The following is a 19,446-nucleotide window of genomic DNA, read 5'->3' as shown; positions in this document are numbered from 1 at the left end:
CGATGACTTCCGTTTCCCGTTCAACCGAACCCGTCGACGACGGCGCGCAGTTCGTGCGCGTCGCCGAGCGCGAGCGTGCCGCCGTCGCGTTCACGCTCGACGGCCGCCCCGCGCAGGCACTTGCCGGCGACACCGTGCTCACCGCGATCCTCGTCGCGCAGCGCCGCGTGCGTACCAGCGAATTCAGCGGCCTGCCGCGCGCGGGCTTCTGCCTGATCGGCGCGTGCCAGGACTGCTGGGTGCGCACCGAGGCAGGCGCACGCGTGCGCGCATGCTCGACGCCGATCGCCGACGGCATGCGGATTCTCACAGGCGTGCAGCCCGTTGCAACCGGAGACTCGCGATGAACGACGCACTGCAACCGGTGATCGTCGGCGCGGGCCCGGCCGGGGTACGCGCGGCCGAGGCGCTGGTCGACGCGGGGCTGCGCCCCGTCGTGATCGACGAGAACGCGCGCTGGGGCGGGCAGATCTACCGGCAACCGCCGGCGAGCGGCGCTTTCGTGCGCAGCAAGCGAACGCTGTACGGGTTCGAAGCCGCCAAGGCCGACGCCGTGCACCGGACCATGGAAGCGCTGCTGCCGCACGTCGACTACCGGCCGGACACGCTTGCGTGGGCGTGCGGTGCGGGCCGCGTCGATACGCTGCAGGGCGGCCGCGAAGTCACCGTGCCGTATTCGCACCTGATCGTCGCAAGCGGCGCAATCGACCGCATGCTGCCGGTGCCGGGCTGGACCCTCGCAGGCGTCTATACGCTCGGCGGCGCGCAGGTCGCGCTGAAGGCGCAGGGCTGCGCGATCGGCCGGCGCATCGTGTTCGCAGGCACGGGGCCGCTGCTGTATCTCGTCGCATACCAGTATGCGAAGGCCGGCGCGCAGATCACGGCCGTGCTCGACACGAGCCCGCTGCGCCGCCAGGCTGCCGCCGCGCCCGCACTGCTGCGCATCCCGTCGATCTTCGCGAAGGGGCTCTATTACATCGGCTGGCTGCGCGCGCGGGGTATCGCGATCGAAACGGGCGTCACGCTCGAGCGCGTGCTCGGCGAGCACCATGTGACGGGGCTCGCCTGGCGCGCAGCCGGCGCCGATGCACCGCCGCGCGAGCTCGACTGCGATGCGCTCGGCCTCGGCTTCGGCCTGCGTGCGGAAACGCAGCTCGCCGATCTTGCCGGCTGCCGGTTCGGTTTCGACCCGGTCAACCGTGCGTGGCTGCCTGAGCGCGACGCGGCCGGCCGCACGTCGGTGCGCGGGATTTACGTCGCGGGCGACGGCGCGGGCATCGCGGGCGCCGACGCGGCCGAAGCGTCGGGCCGGCGCGCGGCGCTCGCCGTGCTCGACGATGCCGGCATCGCGCCGCCGTCGCCGTCCGGCAAGCCCGATGCGGCGACGCTCGAACGCACGCTCGCGCGCATCGGCACGTTCCGCGCGGGCCTGGAAGCGGCGTTCGCGCTGCCCGTCGAGCAGGCCGCGCGCTGCGCCGACGACACGATCGTGTGCCGCTGCGAGGAGATCGATGCGGGCACGCTGCGCCGCTGCATCCGTGACGGCGCAGCGACCGAACTGAACCGCTTGAAGGCACTGACGCGCGTGGGGATGGGCCGCTGCCAGGGCCGCATGTGCGGCGATGCGGCCGCGCTCGTCCTGGCCGCCGAAACCGGCCGCCCGCTTGCCGATATCGGCCGGTTGCGCGTGCAACCACCCGTGAAGCCGTTCCCGATCTCGGCCGCACTCGCGGGCGACGATGTCGCGGCGATTCCCGACGAGGCGCGCGATGAGTGAGCACCGGCATTACGACGTCGCGATCGTCGGCGGTGGCCTCGTCGGCGCATCGGCCGCGCTGGCGCTGACACGGCGCGGCCTGCACGTCGGGCTGTTCGAGCGGCGCGACTGCGGCGCGCAGGCGAGCGGCGTGAACTACGGCGGCGTGCGCTGCCAGGGCCGTCCGGCCGAGCAGCTGCCGCTCGCGCTGCGTGCACGGCGCATCTGGGATCGCCTGCCCGAGCTGATCGGCATCGACGGCGAATTCGTCGTGTCGGGCCACTTGCGGCTCGCGCGCAGCGACGCCGATCTCGACGCGCTCGACGCATACGCGACGCTCGCCGGCGAGCACGGCCTGCCGCTGCAGGTGATGCGCGGCGACGCGTTCCGCCGCCGCTATCCGTGGCTCGGCCGCGCGGCGCTCGGCGGTTCGCTGTGCGCGACCGACGGCCACGCGAACCCGCGCCTCGTGTCGCCCGCGTTCGCGCGCGCGGCCCGCGCGGCGGGCGCCGACGTGTTCGAGCACACGCCGGTCGGCGACGTTCACCACGACGGCACGCGCTTCCACTTTCAAGCAGGCCGCAGCGCGTGCAGCGCAACGTGGCTGATCAATTCGGCCGGCGCGTGGGCGAACACGATCGCCGAGCGCTTCGGCGAAGCCGTGCCGATGGAGCCGATCTACCCGAACATGTGGGTGACCGAACCGCTGCCGCCGTTCATCACGCACAACCTCGGCGTATACGGCGGCGGCGTGTACGCGCGGCAAGTCGCGCGCGGCAACTGCGTGATCGGCGGCGGGCGCGGCCGCGGCGACGGCGAGTTCGGCCAGCCGTCGGTCGATACGACACGTGCGGCGATGCGCGACGCGTGCGCACTGCTGCCCGCGCTGCGCGACGCGCTGCTGATTCGCACGTGGAGCGGCGTCGAAGGCTGCACGCCCGACCACAACCCGATCATCGGCGCGAGCCGCACGACGCCGCGCCTGCTGCATGCATTCGGTTTTTCCGGCGGCGGGTTCCTGCTCGCGCCGGGCGTGGGCGACGTGCTCGCCGATCTCGTCACGACCGGAGAAACCGCCACGCCGCTCGACGCGTTCTCGATCGGTCGATTCGCCCCGCAAGCCACGCCGACCATCCCTTTCCCTCAAGAGGAGACCCACAAGTGAAACTGCTCGGAACGATCGCGGCCGCCGCCGCCCTCTGCGTCGCCGGCGCGAGCGCGCCCGCGTTCGCGCAAACGAAGACGATCTACGTCGGCATGAACGGCGGCCCGATGGAGAAGGCCTATACGAGCCAGGTGCTGCCCGACTTCGAGAAGGCGAACAACGTGAAGGTCGTCATCGTGCCCGGCACGTCGTCGGACGTGCTCGCGAAGCTGCTCGCGAACCGCAACAAGCCGCAGATCCACGTCGCGTTCCTCGACGACGGCGTGATGGCGCGCGCGGTCAGCCTCGGCGTGTGCCAGAAGCTCGACGATTCGCCGGTGCTGAAGGAGCTGTACCCGTTTGCGCGGATGAAGGACGACGTGGGCGCGGGCGTGCAGCTCGGGATGACCGGCATCGCGTACAACCGGAAGCTGTTCGCGGACAAAGGCTGGGCGCCGCCGACGTCGTGGATGGATTTCGCCGATCCGAAATACAAGGGCAAGGTCGTGTTCCAGTCGGCGTCGAGCAGCACGTTCGGGCTGCACGGCTTCCTCGCGATCAACCGGCTGCTCGGCGGCAGCGAGCAGAACGTCGAGCCCGGCTTCAGCAAGTGGGCGAGCACGGTCGGGCCGAACGTCGTCGAGTACATCCCCAACTCGGCGAAGATCTCGGAGATGGTGCAGACCGGCGAGGCCGGCCTGTTCCCGCTCACGCCGACCGGCGTCGGCGACCTGCAGGACAAGGGCATCCCGGTCGCGTACGCGAACCCGAAGGAAGGCCCGGTGCTGCTGCTCGTCGACCTGTGCGTGGTCGCGAACAATCCCGATCCGCAACTGGCGCAAAAGCTCGCGCAGTTCCTGCTGTCCGCACCCGCGCAGACGAAAGCCGCCGAAGCCGGCAAGCAGATCCCGACCAACCGCGTCGCGAAGATGCCCGCCGCGATGCAGCAGAGCCTCGGCAACGTCGACGATCTCGTGCGCAAGGTGACGGTCGTCGACTGGACGGCCATCAACGCGCGCCGTGCGCAGTGGGATACGCGCTGGAACCGGCAGATCGAGCGGTAACGGCATGCCGGGCGCGCGGGCACGGCCGCGCGCCGCATGACCATCATCAGCGGGAGTGATGACCCTCCCCTTTTTCTGCGGATTTGACCGGGGGCGCGGTGCCGACAACACTAGCCCGCAGTGCTGCACAGACGGCACGCGCCTGCCTCCCCCTTCAGAGTCCGCCATGTATCCGACCGACACCGTGCAATCCCCGAGCGCCGCCCGGCCGCTCGCCGACCGGCAGCTGCGCCGGATCGTCATCGCCTCCGTCGCCGGCAACGCGATGGAGTGGTACGACTTCTTCGTCTACGGCACGGCCGCCGCGCTGGTATTCGGCCACGTGTTCTTTCCGCCCGGCGCATCGCCGCTCGCCGGCAGCCTCGCCGCGTTCGCGGCCTTCGCGCTGGGCTTCGTCGCGCGGCCGCTCGGCGGGATCGTGTTCGGCCACGTCGGCGATCGCTACGGGCGCAAGGCGTCACTCGTCTGGACGCTGCTGATCATGGGTGCATCGACCTTCGCGATCGGCCTGCTGCCGACCTATGCGCAGGTCGGCTTGTGGGCACCGGCCGCGCTCGTCGTGCTGCGGCTGCTGCAAGGCATCGCGTCGGGCGGCGAATGGGGCGGCGGCGTGCTGATGATCAGCGAGAACGCCCCGCCGGAACAGCGCGGCTACTACGCCGCGTGGAGCCAGCTCGGCGTGGGCGGCGGCTTCGTGCTGTCGTCGGCCGCGTTTCTCGCCGCGCAGGCGCTGCCGGCCGACGCGTTCCGCACCTGGGGCTGGCGGCTGCCGTTCCTCGCGAGCATCGTGATCTTCGCGATCGGCATCTATATCCGCCGCCACCTGCCCGAAAGCCGCGACTTCGAGCAGGCGGGCAAGCGCGGCGCGCACACGCACCTGCCGATCGTCGAGTGCATCCGCCGCCATCCGAAGGAAATCCTGCTCGCGATGGGGCTGCGCGTGGCCGAGAACGGCGGCGCGTACATCTTCCTCGCGTTCTCGCTCGTCTACGGCAAATACGTCGGCATCCCGAACGGCGTGATGCTGACCGGCGTGATGATCGCGATGATCGTCGAGATGGGCGCGATGCTCGCGTGGGGCCGGCTGTCCGACCGGATCGGCCGCAAACCCGTGTACCTGATCGGCGCGCTGAGCCTCGTCGCGTGCGCGTTCCCGTTCTTCTGGCTGCTCGACACACGCGCGACGCCGCTCGTGTGGCTCGCGCTCACGGTCGGCACCGCCGTGAGCCACGGCGCGATGATCGGCACGCTGCCCGCACTCGTCGGCGAGCTGTTCAGCACCGAGGTGCGTTACTCCGGTGTCGCGCTCGGGCATGAAGTCGCATCGATCTTCGCGGGCGGGATGTCGCCGCTGATCGCGACCGCGCTGCTCGTGCGCTACCAGGCGTCGTGGCCGGTATCGCTGTTCCTCATCGCGCTCGGCCTCGTGACCGTCGCGACGCTGTGCGTGATGCGCGAGACGCACGTCGCGCCCGACGCCGGCACGCGTGGCGACACGGCGTGAGCGTGCTGCACGCGCGGGCCGCATCCGTGCCTTCGCCGTTTCCGGCGGGCGAGCGGCTCACCGGCTCACGGTGCCACGTGCGCGCTATCGTGGCACCGCGAGCGCGCGCGGCCGGGTGGTCCGCGCGACCAGCACTACTCGCGCGGGTCGCGCCGCCCGCCGTCGAACACCGGCGCCAATCCCAGGTGATCGAGCAGCCGCGCGAATTCGCCGAGCCGCTGCCGCATGTATGCGGGCACGTCCACGTTCGCATAGTCGTGGAAGCCGGCCCCCGTGCGCACACCGTCGCGCCCGGTTTCCATGTTGCGCACGACGCTCGCGGCCGGCGCGAAGCGCGGGCCGATCTCGCCGGCCAGGTACTTCGACGCGTAGTACAGGATGTCGCAGCCGCCCCAGTCGATGAATTCGAGCAGCCCGAGCACCGCGAAGCGCGGGCCGAAACCCGTGCGGATGGCCGTATCGATATCCTCCGCGCTTGCAACACCCTCTTCGACCATCCGCGCGGCCTCGTTCATCGCGAGCGCCTGGATGCGCGGCACGATGTAGCCGGGCGCCGGCCCGCAAATCACCGGCTTCTTGCCGACGCGCACAAGCAGCGCGGCGAGCGCATCGACCACCGACGGGTCGGTTGCGTCGCTGCGGCTGATCTCGACGAGCGGCATCAGCAATGCGGGGTTCAGCCAGTGCGCGTTCAGCATCCGTTCGGGGTGAACGACATGGCGCTGCAATTCGGTGACGACGAACGTCGACGTGGTCGACGCAATCGTTGCGCGCGCATCGACATGCTCGCCGAGCCAGCGCAATGCATCCGCCTTTGCGTCGAGCACCTCGGGCAGCGCCTCGAACACGACCTCCGCATCACGCACGGCTTCGGCAGCGCCGTCCCGCGCGACGATCGCGATGCGCGCGACGACCGCATCGGCCTGCGCGGCGTCGATGCGACCGAGCGCGACCTGCGCGTGCAACGGCCTCGCGATCTCGTCGCGCGCGCGATCGTCGAAGGCGCGTTGGCCAACCGCATCGCGCCGCTTGAAGTCGATCAGCGTCACGTCGAGCCCCGCGAACGCGAACACGAGCGCGATCCCCTGCCCCATGCGCCCCGCGCCGAGCACGTGCACGCGCGTCAATTCGGCCGCGCTCATGCTGAAACTCCCGTGACGCCCGTGACGCCCACGTCGAGCAGCGCACGCATCGCGTCCTTCGACAGCGCCGCAATGCCCAGCCGCTCCAGCGTGCGCCCTTGCGCATACAGGTCGCGCTCCGCAACCGCACTCGCGATGCTCAGCAGCCCCTGCGCAACCGGCGTCGGCACGCCGGCCCAGCGCCCGCACGACACGATGAACGACAGCCCGAGCCGGGTGTCCTCGAGCATGTAGCGATGGGTACGCAAATCGATCTTCTCGCGCCAGTCGCCGCTATCGGTCAGCTTGCCGTGCGCGCCGCGCCCGTACATCCATTCGTCGCCTTCGGTCGCGTAATGATCCGCGAGCGGGAAATGCGGCGCGCGGTAGCCGAGCGCGTCACGCAACGCGATGCGTTCGGCGTCGAGCGCATTCGTCACGCGGCGGATCGACGGCTGCGTGCCTTCGTTGTGGATGTCCCATGCGTCGAAGTGTTCGAGCGGCCCGGCGTTCATCAGGATCAGCGGCGGATGGATCACGGGCCCCGCGTTCATCAGCGCGCCGGACAACGCATCCTCGACCGGCTCGACCGACGGATAGCCCGCGCGCAGCACGTCGAACGCCCAGCCGGCCGCAGTCGCCGGCAACACGCCGGTCGGCAAGCGCGTTGCATACGCGCTGATCACGACGTCGTTGTCGCCATGCTTGCGCACGAGGTACGGCAGCGTGCCCGTCTCGGCGAATGCGACGCGCGAACGGTTTCCGGCATCAGCCGCCGCCTGCGCGAACACGAAGCTGCCGAACGTGCCGGGCGGCAGAAACACGACCTGGCCGTCCTCCAGCAACGGCGCAACCTGTGCGGCGAGCGCGTCGTGCGACGTGGCAGGCAGCGGCACCACGACCAACTGCGCGCCGCGCAGCGCGGCCGCGAGATCGCCGGTCAGGCGGATCGCACCCGGCGCATCGCCGAGCGGCACCGCGCGCTTGCCGCGATAGTCGGTCACGTTCAGCACGCCCAGCTCGCGCAACCGCGCATGCGGCTCGCGGTCACGCCGCCACCACGTCACGTCATGGCCCTTCTCGAGCAGGTCGATCGCCGCCGCATGGCACCCGTGGCCGCCGCCCAGAACACATACCTTCATCGTCTTCTCCCGGTGATTGAGTGTTTCCCAGACTACGCGGCGGCTTTCACCGCGTCGCTTCAAAACGCGCAACGGCGCGCCCGTTCGCGCAACGCAATCGCGGCAATGTGCACGCCGCCGCGCCCGCCGCATCCGCATCCGCTACGAGGTTCGTGAATGGATATCGCCCTGTCCCGCCATGCGCCGAACCGGCTCGGCACACTGCACGCCCCCGATGAAGTCGAACGCGCGGTCGCGCACCGCCTCGGGCCACACCGGATGGCCGCGCGCGGCCTCGATCCGTTTCATGCGGAGCTGTACGAAGTGCCGCTGCATCACGGCGCGCTGCTCGAACTCTGCTATGGCCGCGAAACGCGCATCGATTTCGGCGACGACGCCGACCACTTCCTGTTCAGGCTGACGCTCGCCGGTGCATGCGAGCTGCAGGCCGGCAGCGTCGTCGCGCGCGCCGGCCCCGGCGAACTGACCGTGTCGTCGCCGGCGCTCGCGAGCCGCCTGAGCACGAGCCCCGATTGCCGCAACCTCGTGCTGCGACTCGAACGCGGCGCGCTCGAACGCAAGTTGCAGGACATGCTGCAGGCCACGCTCACGCGGCCGCTGCAGTTCGATCTCGCGGCCGGTGGCACCGGCGCGGGCGCCGCGCTGCTGCTGCCGACCTTCGAATACCTGTGCCGGCTCGGCGCGCAGCCGGGCATCGGCACGGCCGCGACGACCTTCGGCGCCGACCTCACGACGTGGCTGATGTCGCTGCTGCTCACGCACCTGCCGCATTCGTACAGCGATGCGCTCACGCGCGGCACGCCGCCGCTGCCGGCACACGTGCGGCGCGCATGCGATCACGTCGACGCGCACCTCGGCGAACCGCTCGCACTCGCCGCGCTGGCGGCCGTCGCGGGCGTCGCGCCACGCACGCTGCAGCACGCGTTCCGCGCATTCCTGCACACCACGCCGGCCGCCTATGTGCGCGATCGCAGGCTCGCCGCCGTGCACGCGGCGCTGCAATGCGGCGACGCGCGCAGCGTGACCGACGTGCTGATCGCACACGGCATCCATGGCTTCGGCCATTTCGCGAAGGCATATGCGCGGCGGTACGGCCACGCGCCTTCCGTCACCGCGAGGCAACCCCGATGACGTACTCCGCACCTGGCCGCCCGGCGGCCCCGGCCCGCAACGAATCCGCACCGCACGACACCGACCCGTCCGAACTGCGCGTGCAGGATCTCGACCTCAACTTGCTGAAGACGTTTCGTGCCGTGTACGAGGAGCGGCATGTCGGCCGCGCGGCGCTGCGGCTCGGCGTCACGCAGCCGTCCGTCAGCTACGCGCTCGGCCGGCTGCGGCTGATGTTCCGCGACGCGCTGTTCGTGCGCACCGGCACCGGCGTCGAGCCGACGCCGCGCGCGCAGCGGCTCGCGCTGTCGGTCGACAAGGCGCTCGCAATCCTGCAGGACGTGCTCGACGAAGGCTCGCGCTTCACGCCCGACAGCACGCAGCGCGTGTTCCGCCTGCACATGAGCGATTTCGCGGCGAGCGCGTTCCTGCCGACGCTGCTTGCCGCATTCGACCGCCGCGCGCCGGGTGCGGTGATCGAGACGCTGCACGTCGACGAATGCCAGCTCAACGTCGCGCTCGAATCGGGGCGGATCGACTTCGCGCTCGGGCATTTTGCCGACGCGTCGAGCCACTTCCAGCGCACCGCGCTGCTGCACGAGCGCTGCGTGCTGCTGATGCCGCGCCGCACCGCGCAGCGCGTCGCGCTGCCCGCCGATTACGTGCTCGATGGCGACGCGCCCGAGACGCTGCGCTTCGTCGCGGTCGCGTCGCATCCGCAATCGATGCAGCTGCTGGAGCGGCACGGGCTGATGCCGCGCGTGCGCGCGGCGCTTCCCGATTTCCTGGTGGTGCCCGCGCTGTTGCAGGACGGCGACTATGCGCTGATCCTGCCGGAGACGATCGCGATCACGTTCGCGGCGCGGCAGCCGTGTGCGCTGTACGAGATCGCCGGTGCGGGCGAATGGGCCGTCAACGCATACTGGCATCGGCGCTTCGACGCCGACCCCGGCCATCGCTGGCTGCGCGCGCTGCTGCTCGAACTGTTCAACATCGGCGAGCTGGCGCCGTTCGACGCATGGCTCGCGCCGCAACCGCCCGCCTGCGCGTAGCGGCACAAGCGGGTGCGGATGCGCACGCAGGTGCTAGGCGGTCAAACCGACCAAAGCGACCGAATCGTCCGAATCGTCCGAAGCGTTCAGAACGACGTGAGGATGCCCGCGACGATCGAACTCGCGGTCGCGCCCGGCTTCGCGACCGCGGCGCCGCCACCCGCCGCGCCGTTCACGACGAAGCGTGCGTGCGCGCCGTTGCGCACCATCGCGGCGCCCGTGTACAGCACGGTGCGCTTCGACAGCGGATAGTCGAATCGGATGCCGTACGAATCGGCGTTGCCGTCGCTGTCCGCGACCTTGTGGTAATGGCCGACACTCAGCAGCAGCGACGCACGCCCGATCGGCACCGTCGCGCTCAGCTCCATGATGTCGCTGTGCGGATACGCGCTCTGGCTGTCGATCGCGGTCGCGACGTCGGGGCCGCCGCGATGGCGCATGTACAGCGCGGCGACCTTCACGACGCGGAAATCGTACGAAATCGCGCCCAGCGTGTAGTTGCCGTTCGCGGCCGGGCTCGTGTCGCCGAGCGCGGCCGCAGCCACCGGGCTGAACTTCTGCTGCATGTAGTCGACGTCGACCGACAGGCCGCCTTGCACGTAGTTGAGCCCCGCGCCGTACGTATCGCCGAGCGTCGCCGGCTGGCCGGCCGCGCCGTTGGTGCCGCGCGCGGCCATCGCCCTCAGCATGAAGCCCGCCGCGCGCGGCGACGTGTAGCGCATCGAGTTGCGCACGCGCAGGAACGCGGGCCCGACGAAGTTGTTCGTCGCGTTGCCCCACGCGAGCCCCGCGCCGAGGCCCGGCAGGCTGTACGTGACGAGCGTCGTGTGCAGGATCGTGTAAAGCTCGCCGAACTGCACGCCACCGAACGGCCCCGTGACGCCGACCCACGCCTCGCGGCCGAACAGTGCGCTGCCGTTCGACAGTGCGCCGCTTCCCGCATTGAAGCCGTCTTCCAGCTTGAAGATCGTCGCGTAGCCGCCGCCGAGATCCTCGACACCCTTCAGCCCCCACTGCGACGCCCACAGGTTGCCGCTGCCCATGCGCGTCACGTGGTTCGGCCCGGCGTTCGCGTATTCGATCGCGGTGTCGATGCGGCCGTAGAGCGTCACGCTCGATTGCGCGAATGCGGGCAGCGCCGCGCAGGCAAGCAGCGCGGCAAGCGGTACGGCAAGCCGGTCGGCCCGCCCGTTCGGTTGGTTCATCGTCGTCGTCCCGTAGAGTTTGCGGCGCCGGTCGGCATCGCGCCGCGTGGCATGAAGCGCGTTCGCCGCAAAGGGCCAACGCTGCCGATCAAAAACGGGCCGAGTCTAGGAACGACAATTTCGGACGTCGACGCAATGCGCTCTATAACGCTTATAGATGCGCCGCATGATGCACGCGCGCCCCGCCGCAGGCGCGCTGCGCGGCGGCCGGCGCGCGAGACCCTGGTGTTTTCTTTATCCGGGTCGGTAAATGCCCGTGTGGCGCGGCTGTCACTCCGGCTATGGCGGCCGGATTTGGCCGACTACGCTGCGTCTCCGACACGTGCCCCCGCACGCTTTCGCGCCGCGACGGCGCCCGGCCCGCCAGGCCGCTGCCGCGCGTTTCCACCGCCCGCTCCTGGAGAATCCGCATGTCCGCATCCACGGCCCGCGCTGCCGACGGCAAGCGCTATACGTACGAATGGTATGTCGTCGTCATCTGCATGCTCGCGTACGTCTTTTCGTTCGTCGACCGCCAGGTCCTCGTGCTGATGATCGAGCCGATCAAGCGCGACCTGCACCTGTCCGACACGCAGTTCAGCCTGCTGAACGGTTTCGCGTTCTCGCTGTTCTATGCGGTGATGGGGCTGCCCGTCGCCTATCTCGCCGATCGTTACGCGCGGCCGCGGATCATCTCGCTCGGCATCGCGCTGTGGAGCGTCGCGACCGCCGCGTGCGGGCTCAGCCAGCATTTCGTTCAGATGTTCATCGCGCGGATGGGCGTCGGCGTGGGCGAAGCCGCGCTGTCGCCCGGCGCGTATTCGATGCTCGCCGACTACTTCCCGAAGGAGAAGTTCGGGCGCGCGATCGCCGTGTATTCGCTCGGCTCGTTCATCGGCGGCGGTGTCGCGTTCCTGATCGGCGGCTACGTGATCGCGCTGCTCAAGCATGCGAGCGCGTTCACGCTGCCGGTGGTCGGCCAGGTGCATGCGTGGCAGGTCACGTTCCTGATCGTCGGGCTGCCGGGAATCCTCGTGGCACTGCTGTTCGCCGCGACCGTGCGCGACCCGCAACGCAAGGGGCTCGCGCAGGATCGCTCGGGCGCCGTGCGGCGCGTGTCGATGCGCGATTCGCTGCGTTTCGTCGGCACGCATCGCGCGACCTTCTCGTGTCACTACCTCGGCTTCTCGTTCTACGCGATGACGCTGTACTGCCTGCTGAGCTGGACGCCCGCGTTCTATATCCGCCGCTTCGGGATGACGGCCGTCGAAGCCGGCTACACGCTCGGCATCGTGCTGCTGGTCGCGAACACGGCCGGCGTGTTCTGCGGCGGCTGGCTCAACGACTGGCTGCTCAAGCGCGGCCGCAGCGATGCGCCGATGCGCGCCGGCGCGATCGGCGCCGCGTGCATGGTGATCCCCGCGACGCTGTTCACGCAGCTCGATTCGCTGCATGCGTCGCTCGCGATGCTCGTCGTCGCGATGTTCTTCGCGTCGTTCCCGATGCCGACGTCCACCGCCGCGATGCAGACGCTCGCGCCGAACCAGATGCGCGCGCAGATCTCCGCGCTGTTCCTGCTCGTGTCGAACCTGATCGCGCTCGGGATCGGCACGACCGTCGTCGCGCTGTTCACCGACCGCGTGTTCGGCGCGCCGGCGGCGGTCGGTCATTCGATGTCGATCGTCAACGTCGCGGCGGCCACGCTCGCCGCGCTGCTGCTCGCCGCCGGGTGCCGGCACTATCGCCGCAGCCTCGATCGCGAACGCGGCCATGCGTCGGCCGCCGCGCCGCACACGGCCGACGCGGGCAACGCGATCGCCGCGCGCTGAACATCAGGTGCAATCGCGCCCCGACCATCATCCATCTAACTGATTCAGGCATCGCTTTTTAATCGATTTGATTTATGCGATGCCCGTCCCTATTCTCGATCGCACGACGGCGCGGTATTTGCCGCGCCGCTTTCCTCCTACCCCACGGATTTACCCATGCAAGCGAACCGCCACCAAGTCCGGATCGACGCGCTGATCGACGCGGCGCAGGACATCCGCTGTTTCCGGGTTTCGCGCGTCGACGGCCAGCCGTTCGACGCGTACGAACCCGGCGCCCATATCGACGTGACCGCGCCGTCCGGCGTCACGCGGCAATACTCGCTGTGCGGCAACCCCGACGAGCGCGGCAGCTACCTGTTCGCGGTGAAGAAGGAAGCGCAGTCGCGCGGCGGCTCGCGTTCGCTGCACGACGACGTGCAGATCGGCGCCGAGCTGTCGATCGGCGCGCCGCGCAACCTGTTTCGTCTGACGGATAGCGCGAGCGAGCACGTGCTGATCGCGGCCGGCATCGGCATCACGCCGCTGCTGTCGATGGCGTATGCGCTGCACAAGCGCGGCGCGCGCTATCGGCTGCACTACTTCGCACGCAGCCGTGAACATGCGGCCTTCGTCGACGAACTCGCGGCCGAGCCGTTCGCGTCGCATGTGACGTTCCACTACGGTGTCGAGCCCGACGCGCTTGCGGCCGAGCTGGGCCGCTGCGTCGAATCGGTCGACGCGCACGCCCACGTCTATACGTGCGGCCCGGGACCGTTCATGGATGCGGTCGTCGCGGCGGCCGCGGCGCGCTTGCCCGAAGATTCGATCCATCTCGAACGGTTCGCGGCGGAACCTGCTGCCGCCGCTGCGGGCAGCACGGATGCCGCCGACGGTTTCGAAGTGCGCCTGCAGCGCAGCGGGCAATCGGTGCGCGTCGCGCCCGACACGTCGATCGTCGACGCACTCGCGCGCATCGGCATCGAGGTCGACACGTCATGCGGCGAAGGCGTGTGCGGCACCTGCATGGTGCCCGTGATCGACGGCGAGCCCGATCATCGCGACCATTGCCTCAGCAAAGCCGAGCGCGCGGGCAACACGGTGATCTGCTGCTGCGTGTCGCGTGCGCGCTCGGCGGTGCTCGTTCTGGATCTCTGATCACTGACGCGCGCGGCACGAGCAACGCCCGTTCAGGACGTCTCGCGCCGTCGAATCTCTCGACAAACGCGACCAGCAACGCGCGCATCCATGCGTTGCCCTCCGCGTCATGGGTCACGCGTCATCGAAACGCGCGACAAGCTCGGCCAGCAGCGTGCGCATCCATGCGTTGCCCTCACCTCGTAGGTCCACGAGTCGTCCAATCGCTCGCCGATCTCGGCCGACAACGCGCGCACCTACGCGTTGCGCTCGCCCTCGTGGATCACGCATCGTCGAACCGCGCGACAAGCTCGGCCAGCAGCGTGCGCATCCACGCGTTGCCTTCGTCTTCATGAAAATGCTCGTGCCAGTGCATCGTCACCGGCGCGGGCGGCAGCGTGACGGGCAGCGCATAGAGGCGAAACGCATTGTCGCGGTTCAGGATCTGCGCGAGCCGCTTCGGCAGCGTCGCATAGAGATCCGTGACCGACAGCACGCTCGGCAGCGCGACGAAGTGCGGCACTTCGAGCGCGATGTTGCGGCCCACGCCCTGCGCGCGCAGCGCATCGTCGAGCGCGTGGTGGCTGTGCTCGACCGATTTCACGTTGACGTGCGCGGCGCGCACGAACTGGTCGAGGCTCAGCGCGGCGCCGCTCGGCACCCCGCGCCGGCGGCCCGTCATGCATACGTAGGTTTCCTCGAACAGCGTCTGGTGACGCGTGCTCGGCATCAGCTCCGGCAGGTTGCCGATCGCGAAATCCAGCCGGCTCGCGCGCAGCGCTTCCTCGATCTCCTCCACCGGCAGCGGCTGCACGCTCAACGTCACGCGCGGCGCGCGCTCGCGCAGCGCCTGGCAGATCGCCGGCAGGTACGCCATCTCGCCCGCATCCGACAACGACAACCGGAACGTGCGTGTGCTGGTGGCCGGGTCGAAGCGCTCCGCGTAGCGCAGCGCCACGCGCACCATGTCGAGCGCCTTGCCGACGATCCCCGCGAGCTCGAGCGCGACCGGCGTCGGCTGCATGCCCGAGCGCGTGCGCACGAACAGCGGATCGTCGAACAGCGTGCGCAGCCGGCCGAGCGAATAGCTGACGGCCGGCTGCGACAGCGCGAGCCGCTCGCCGGCCTTCGTCAGGCTGCGTTCCTCGACGATCGCCTGGAATACGCGCAACAGGTTCAGATCGAGATGATCGACCGATGTCATCGTAGCCTCCATCATTTGCCGTATTTATTGACAAGCCAATTTTAGATCAATTTGACGGATATGCAGTGGAAGACGAGACTGGGTACTCGACACCGCGCGCGACGCGGCCCGATTTCGCGACTCTTTCCCCACACAACGATGAGCGACATTTCCTACCAGACGATCGACACCAGCGCGTTGCACGGCCTCGCGCAACCCGACCGCATCGCGCCCGCGATGTATCACGATCCCGCGCTGTTCGAAGCCGAGCTCGACCGCATCTTCTACCGCACCTGGATCTGGGTCGCGCACGAAAGCGAGCTGCCGAACCCGGGCGACTTCATCACGACGACGATCGGCCGGCAGCCGGTGATCGTCGTGCGCGACAAGACCGGCGAGATCAACGTGCTGCAGAACCGCTGCCGCCATCGCGGCGCGACCGTGTGCGAATCGCACAAGGGCAACGCGAAGGGCTTCACGTGCCCGTATCACAGCTGGTCGTACGCACTCGACGGCACGCTGCGCGCGCTGCCGTACGGCGACGGCTACGAAGGCGTGTGCGAGAAAGGCGACCTGCCGCTCGTGAAGCTGCGCGTCGGCGTGTACCAGGGGCTGATCTTCGCGAGCTTCAACGACGACATCGAACCGCTCGAGGATTTCCTCGGCGGCGCGAAGCCGTGGATCGACCTGTTCATGAAACAGGGCGCCGGCTACCCGATCAAGGCGAACGGCGAGCACAAGTTCAAGTTCAAGGGCAACTGGAAGATCCAGCTCGAGAACACAACCGACCTCTATCACTTCCCGGTCGTGCACAAGTCGTGGATGAAGTCGATCGACGACGAGACGGCCGCCGCGATCACGAGCTTCATGACGAGCGAGGATGCGTTCTGCCGCGGGCTCGGCAACGGCCACAGCCTCGCGGTGCTGATGCCGGAGCTGATCGACCTCGACGAAGACGACGGTGCGCCGCTGCCCGAGCGCTTCGCGCCGCTCGCGGCGAAGCTCGCCGAGCGCCACTCGCCGGAACAAGTGCGCCGCATCGTGCGCTCGCTGATGGGCGTCGGCTTCAACCTGAACCTGTTCCCGAACCTCGCGCTGTCGATGGCGTTCTTCCGCGTGCTGCGGCCGATCTCCGCGAACGAAACCGAGATCCGCCATGTTGCGCTCGCGATGGACGGCGGCCCCGACGAAGCGAACCGCGAGCGGCTGCGCATTCACGAGCACTTCCAGGGCCCGTTCGGCTTCGGCAGCCCCGACGACGCGGAAGCATGGGAGCGCGTACAGCGCGGCGCGCACGCAGGCCCCGACGTGCCGATCCTCGTGAATCGCGGGCTGAACCGCGAGACGACCGCCGCGAACGGCGAAAAGACCGCCCATGCGACCGACGAAACCGGCATGCGCGAGGCCTACCAGCAATGGCGCAAGATGATGGAGCAACAATGATGGACGACCGCAACGCCCTCTTTTCCGAGCAGACCTTCGCCCGCGCGGTCGAATTCGTGTGGCGCGAAGCCGAGATGCTCGACCGCCGCGACTATCGCGCGTGGCTCGACCTGTGGGATCCCGCCGGCCACTACGTGGTGCCGATCGATCCCGACACGACCGATTTCGCCGCGACGCTGAACTACGTGTTCGACGACCAGGACATGCGCGAGAAGCGCGTGCAGCGGATGGTGTCCGGCTATTCGGCGTCGGCGACCGACGCGGCGCGCACCGTGCGCACCGTGTCGCGCTTCACGCTGGAAAGCGGCAGCGCCGGCACCGTCGAGCTGAAATCGGCGCAGGTCGTCGTCGCGTACAAACGCGGCGTCGCGACGCTGTTCGCGGCCGATGTCACGCACAAGCTGCACGTCGACGCCGAAGGCGAGATGCGGATCGCCGAGAAGGTCGTGCGCCTGATCGATTCGACCGAAGCGCTCAGCGCGATCGGCTTCCTGCTGTAAGCGGCCGCAGGTTCGCCATCGCCCGCGCAACGGTGAGCCGGTCACCTTCACCTTTAAGCACCCACCGGTTCACCGCCGCAAACGCAACGGTGGGCCGGCCACCTTCACCTGCACGCGACCACCGGTTCACCACCGCCCGCTGCAACGGTGAGCCGGTCACCTTCACCTGTAAGCACCGACCGGTTCACCGCCGCAAACGCAAAGGTGAGCCGGTCACCTTCACCTTTCCCGACGACCATGCCCACACTCGAAGTTTTCCTGCCGGCCGGCCATGACGACGCCCGCAAGGCCGAACTGATCGCACGGCTGACCGGCGCGACCGTCGATTCGATCGGTGCGCCGACCGAATCGGTGCGCGTGCTGCTGACCGAATTGCCCGCGACGCACATCGGCCTGGGCGGGCGCAGCGCCGCGGACGGCGCGCCGCCGTCGCTGCCGGTGATCGTCGCGATCCTGATCGCGGGCCGCACCGATGAACAGAAGCGTGCGCTGATCGCCGCGCTGTCGGAGACGAGCGCCAGCGTGCTCGACGCACCGCTGCAAGCCACCCGCGTGATCATCAAGGACATTCCGAACACCGACTTCGGCATCGGCGGCCAGACCGCGCGGGCGCTGGGGCGCTGACCATGCGCGGCATGCGAGCCTGCCCGCTCGTGCGCGACGACCGCCGGGTGGCGGCGGCATCGCGCACGCCCCCGCGACTATGCGCTTGCATTCGCGTTCATCCCGGCGAGCGGCAGCGTCACGCGGCAGTCGAGCCCGCCGCCATCGGCCGGGCTCGCAGCGATCCGGCCGCCGTGGCGCGTGACGATGCTCTTGCACAGCGACAGCCCGATGCCGTTCCCGCCGGCCTTCGACGACGAGAAACCGTCGAACAGCCGGTCGTGCGCATCGGCCGCGATCCCCGGGCCGTTGTCGATCGCGCGCAGCTCGGCATCCCCGCCGACGTTCGCGGTACCGAGCGTCAGCATGCGCGGCACACGCTCGCAACCGGCGAACGCCTCGATCGCATTGAACGCGAGGTTCAGGATCACCTGCCCGATCAGCACGCGCTCGCAGCGGATCGGCAGCGGCTCGTCGGCCTGCACGATCGTGACCGTCACGCCGGCTTCCTTCGCGCGCAGCTCGATGAAATACGCGACGTCCGCGAGGATGTCGCGCAGGTCGGCGAGCGCGACGACCGGCTCGCGCTTCACGATGAACTCGCGCACGCTCTTGATGATCAGCGCCGCATGCTCGGCCTGCCGGTCCGCGCTGCGCAGCCCCCAGATCGCGTCGTCGATCGCGCCGCGCCCGTTCAGCCGCTGCACCGCGCCTTCGATGAAATTGCGCACGGCCGCGAGCGGCTGGCTCAGCTCGTGCGCGATCACGCTCGCCATCTCGCCCATCGCGTTGTAACGGCCCGCGTGTTCGAGCATGCGCGCTTCCGCGCGGCGCGCCTCCTCGATCGCGACTTCGTCGCTCACGTCGCGGAACTGCACGAGCAGCCCGTCGAGATCGTCCTCGATCGCGACCTGCCGGCACAGGATGCGCAGCCAGCACGGCGAGCCGTCGCGCCGCACGATCCGGTAGCGCTGCGGCGCGGACGGATACGCGGACGGCGCATCGCGCAGTTGCGCGACGAGCCGGTCGCGGTCGGCCTCGGAACAGTAGTCGAGCACCTCGCCGAGCGCTTCGTCGGGCGCGAGGCCGAGCACGCGGCGGCCCGACTCGCTGATGAACTGCACGCCGCCGTGCGGCGTGACGACCGCGATGCCTTCGTCGAGGTCCTGCATGAATTCGCGCAGCCGCGCCTCGTAGCGGCGCAGTTGCTGCCGCACCGCCTCTTCCGCGCTGATGTCGCGGAACTGCACCATCACGACGTCGCGCCCGCGCAGCGGCACGTAGGTGGCGGTCGCCTCGGACAGCATGTCGACGCCCGTGCGCGACCGGTAGCACCACTCGTACACCTGCGGCCCGTCGACGAGCGCGCGGTCCCACGCGCTCACGGCGATCTCGCGCTGGTATTTCGGTTCGGGGCGCGTCATGTCCGGCGCCTTCAGCGGCAGCAGTTCCTCGACGGAAAAGCCGAGCGCGATGCACGCGGCGCGGTTCGCCCACACGATCGCCTTGGTGTGCGCGTCGTGCAGCAGCACGCAGGTCGTCAGCGCGTCGAGCAACCGGTGGAAATCGTCTTCGTCGGGAAAACTCATGATCGGCTTCGGATGAGGCCGCGCGGCATCGCGCGGCCGGAAACCCAACATAGCACCGGCGCGCGCCGCCCGCATCTGAAGATTTCTTTAGTGCGGCACGGAACCTCAC

At 69.4% G+C, this 19,446-nt stretch carries 17 protein-coding genes; 12 read left to right on the top strand and 5 right to left on the bottom strand.

What is annotated here, in order from left to right; all coding sequences use genetic code 11:
* Positions 1–2: 2 nt before the first annotated feature.
* The 5 genes from LXE91_RS28615 (at position 3) to LXE91_RS28595 (ending at position 5,468) form a co-directional block, all read left to right on the top strand.
* The gene (locus LXE91_RS28615; protein WP_039364151.1) at positions 3–347 is read left to right on the top strand and encodes a (2Fe-2S)-binding protein; all 345 of its coding nucleotides are present in this window, start codon (positions 3–5) and stop codon (positions 345–347) included.
* On the top strand, positions 344–1,777 hold the full coding sequence (locus tag LXE91_RS28610) for an FAD/NAD(P)-dependent oxidoreductase (RefSeq protein WP_039364148.1): 1,434 nt from the start codon (positions 344–346) through the stop codon (positions 1,775–1,777). Before LXE91_RS28615 ends, LXE91_RS28610 begins: the two co-directional genes overlap by 4 nt.
* Entirely contained in the window at positions 1,770–2,921 is a 1,152-nt protein-coding gene (locus tag LXE91_RS28605) for an NAD(P)/FAD-dependent oxidoreductase (RefSeq protein ID WP_039364144.1), read from the top strand. Before LXE91_RS28610 ends, LXE91_RS28605 begins: the two co-directional genes overlap by 8 nt.
* Positions 2,918–3,964 carry an ABC transporter substrate-binding protein gene (locus tag LXE91_RS28600; protein WP_039364141.1) on the top strand — a complete coding sequence of 349 codons (1,047 nt, stop codon included), beginning with the start codon at positions 2,918–2,920 and terminating at the stop codon, positions 3,962–3,964. The genes LXE91_RS28605 and LXE91_RS28600 overlap by 4 nt, the downstream gene beginning before the upstream one ends.
* A gap of 166 nt (positions 3,965–4,130) precedes the next feature.
* Positions 4,131–5,468 carry an MFS transporter gene (locus tag LXE91_RS28595; protein ID WP_039364138.1) on the top strand — a complete coding sequence of 446 codons (1,338 nt, stop codon included), beginning with the start codon at positions 4,131–4,133 and terminating at the stop codon, positions 5,466–5,468.
* Between the two features lie 134 nt (positions 5,469–5,602).
* On the opposite strand, the gene LXE91_RS28590 is transcribed toward LXE91_RS28595, so the two are convergent.
* Both LXE91_RS28590 and LXE91_RS28585 read right to left on the bottom strand, forming a co-directional pair.
* Positions 5,603–6,610 (bottom strand): 3-hydroxybutyryl-CoA dehydrogenase, encoded by a 1,008-nt coding sequence (locus LXE91_RS28590; RefSeq protein WP_039364135.1) that lies wholly within the window; start codon positions 6,608–6,610, stop codon positions 5,603–5,605.
* The gene (locus LXE91_RS28585; RefSeq protein WP_039364132.1) at positions 6,607–7,731 is read right to left on the bottom strand and encodes an NAD/NADP-dependent octopine/nopaline dehydrogenase family protein; all 1,125 of its coding nucleotides are present in this window, start codon (positions 7,729–7,731) and stop codon (positions 6,607–6,609) included. The genes LXE91_RS28590 and LXE91_RS28585 overlap by 4 nt, the downstream gene beginning before the upstream one ends.
* Before the next feature lie 156 nt (positions 7,732–7,887).
* On the opposite strand from LXE91_RS28585, the gene LXE91_RS28580 reads away from it, so the two are divergent.
* Together LXE91_RS28580 and LXE91_RS28575 are read left to right on the top strand one after the other, a co-directional pair.
* A complete protein-coding gene (locus LXE91_RS28580) occupies positions 7,888–8,862 on the top strand; it encodes an AraC family transcriptional regulator (protein ID WP_039364129.1) in 975 nt (324 codons plus the stop codon).
* The gene (locus tag LXE91_RS28575) at positions 8,859–9,893 is read left to right on the top strand and encodes a LysR family transcriptional regulator (protein WP_039364126.1); all 1,035 of its coding nucleotides are present in this window, start codon (positions 8,859–8,861) and stop codon (positions 9,891–9,893) included. Before LXE91_RS28580 ends, LXE91_RS28575 begins: the two co-directional genes overlap by 4 nt.
* An 86-nt stretch (positions 9,894–9,979) precedes the next feature.
* Here the strand turns inward: LXE91_RS28575 and LXE91_RS28570 are convergent, their stop codons facing one another.
* The gene (locus LXE91_RS28570) at positions 9,980–11,098 is read right to left on the bottom strand and encodes a porin (RefSeq protein ID WP_039364123.1); all 1,119 of its coding nucleotides are present in this window, start codon (positions 11,096–11,098) and stop codon (positions 9,980–9,982) included.
* A 410-nt stretch (positions 11,099–11,508) separates the two neighbouring features.
* Between LXE91_RS28570 and LXE91_RS28565 the strand changes: the two genes are divergently transcribed.
* Together LXE91_RS28565 and LXE91_RS28560 are read left to right on the top strand one after the other, a co-directional pair.
* A complete protein-coding gene (locus LXE91_RS28565; RefSeq protein WP_039364120.1) occupies positions 11,509–12,906 on the top strand; it encodes a spinster family MFS transporter in 1,398 nt (465 codons plus the stop codon).
* Positions 12,907–13,062: 156 nt separating this feature from the next.
* Positions 13,063–14,040, top strand: a complete 978-nt coding sequence (locus tag LXE91_RS28560) for a PDR/VanB family oxidoreductase (RefSeq protein ID WP_039364117.1) — start codon at positions 13,063–13,065, stop codon at positions 14,038–14,040.
* Between the two features lie 262 nt (positions 14,041–14,302).
* Here the strand turns inward: LXE91_RS28560 and LXE91_RS28555 are convergent, their stop codons facing one another.
* A complete protein-coding gene (locus LXE91_RS28555; protein WP_039364114.1) occupies positions 14,303–15,223 on the bottom strand; it encodes a LysR family transcriptional regulator in 921 nt (306 codons plus the stop codon).
* 138 nt (positions 15,224–15,361) lie between these two features.
* Here LXE91_RS28555 and LXE91_RS28550 point away from each other — a divergent pair, with 138 nt between their 5' ends.
* The 3 genes from LXE91_RS28550 (at position 15,362) to LXE91_RS28540 (ending at position 17,769) form a co-directional block, all read left to right on the top strand.
* On the top strand, positions 15,362–16,645 hold the full coding sequence (locus LXE91_RS28550) for an aromatic ring-hydroxylating oxygenase subunit alpha (RefSeq protein ID WP_039364111.1): 1,284 nt from the start codon (positions 15,362–15,364) through the stop codon (positions 16,643–16,645).
* Positions 16,642–17,145 (top strand): aromatic-ring-hydroxylating dioxygenase subunit beta, encoded by a 504-nt coding sequence (locus tag LXE91_RS28545; RefSeq protein WP_039364109.1) that lies wholly within the window; start codon positions 16,642–16,644, stop codon positions 17,143–17,145. Before LXE91_RS28550 ends, LXE91_RS28545 begins: the two co-directional genes overlap by 4 nt.
* Positions 17,146–17,382: 237 nt before the next feature.
* Positions 17,383–17,769: a tautomerase family protein gene (locus LXE91_RS28540; RefSeq protein WP_039364106.1), complete on the top strand. Its 387-nt coding sequence runs from the start codon at positions 17,383–17,385 to the stop codon at positions 17,767–17,769.
* A gap of 77 nt (positions 17,770–17,846) precedes the next feature.
* Here the strand turns inward: LXE91_RS28540 and LXE91_RS28535 are convergent, their stop codons facing one another.
* Positions 17,847–19,412 carry a sensor histidine kinase gene (locus LXE91_RS28535; RefSeq protein ID WP_039364103.1) on the bottom strand — a complete coding sequence of 522 codons (1,566 nt, stop codon included), beginning with the start codon at positions 19,410–19,412 and terminating at the stop codon, positions 17,847–17,849.
* Positions 19,413–19,446: the final 34 nt, after the last annotated feature.

The sequence above is a fragment of the Burkholderia contaminans genome (genome assembly GCF_029633825.1).
Lineage (GTDB): Bacteria > Pseudomonadota > Gammaproteobacteria > Burkholderiales > Burkholderiaceae > Burkholderia > Burkholderia contaminans.
This window is presented reverse-complemented; position numbering and strand designations above follow the sequence as displayed.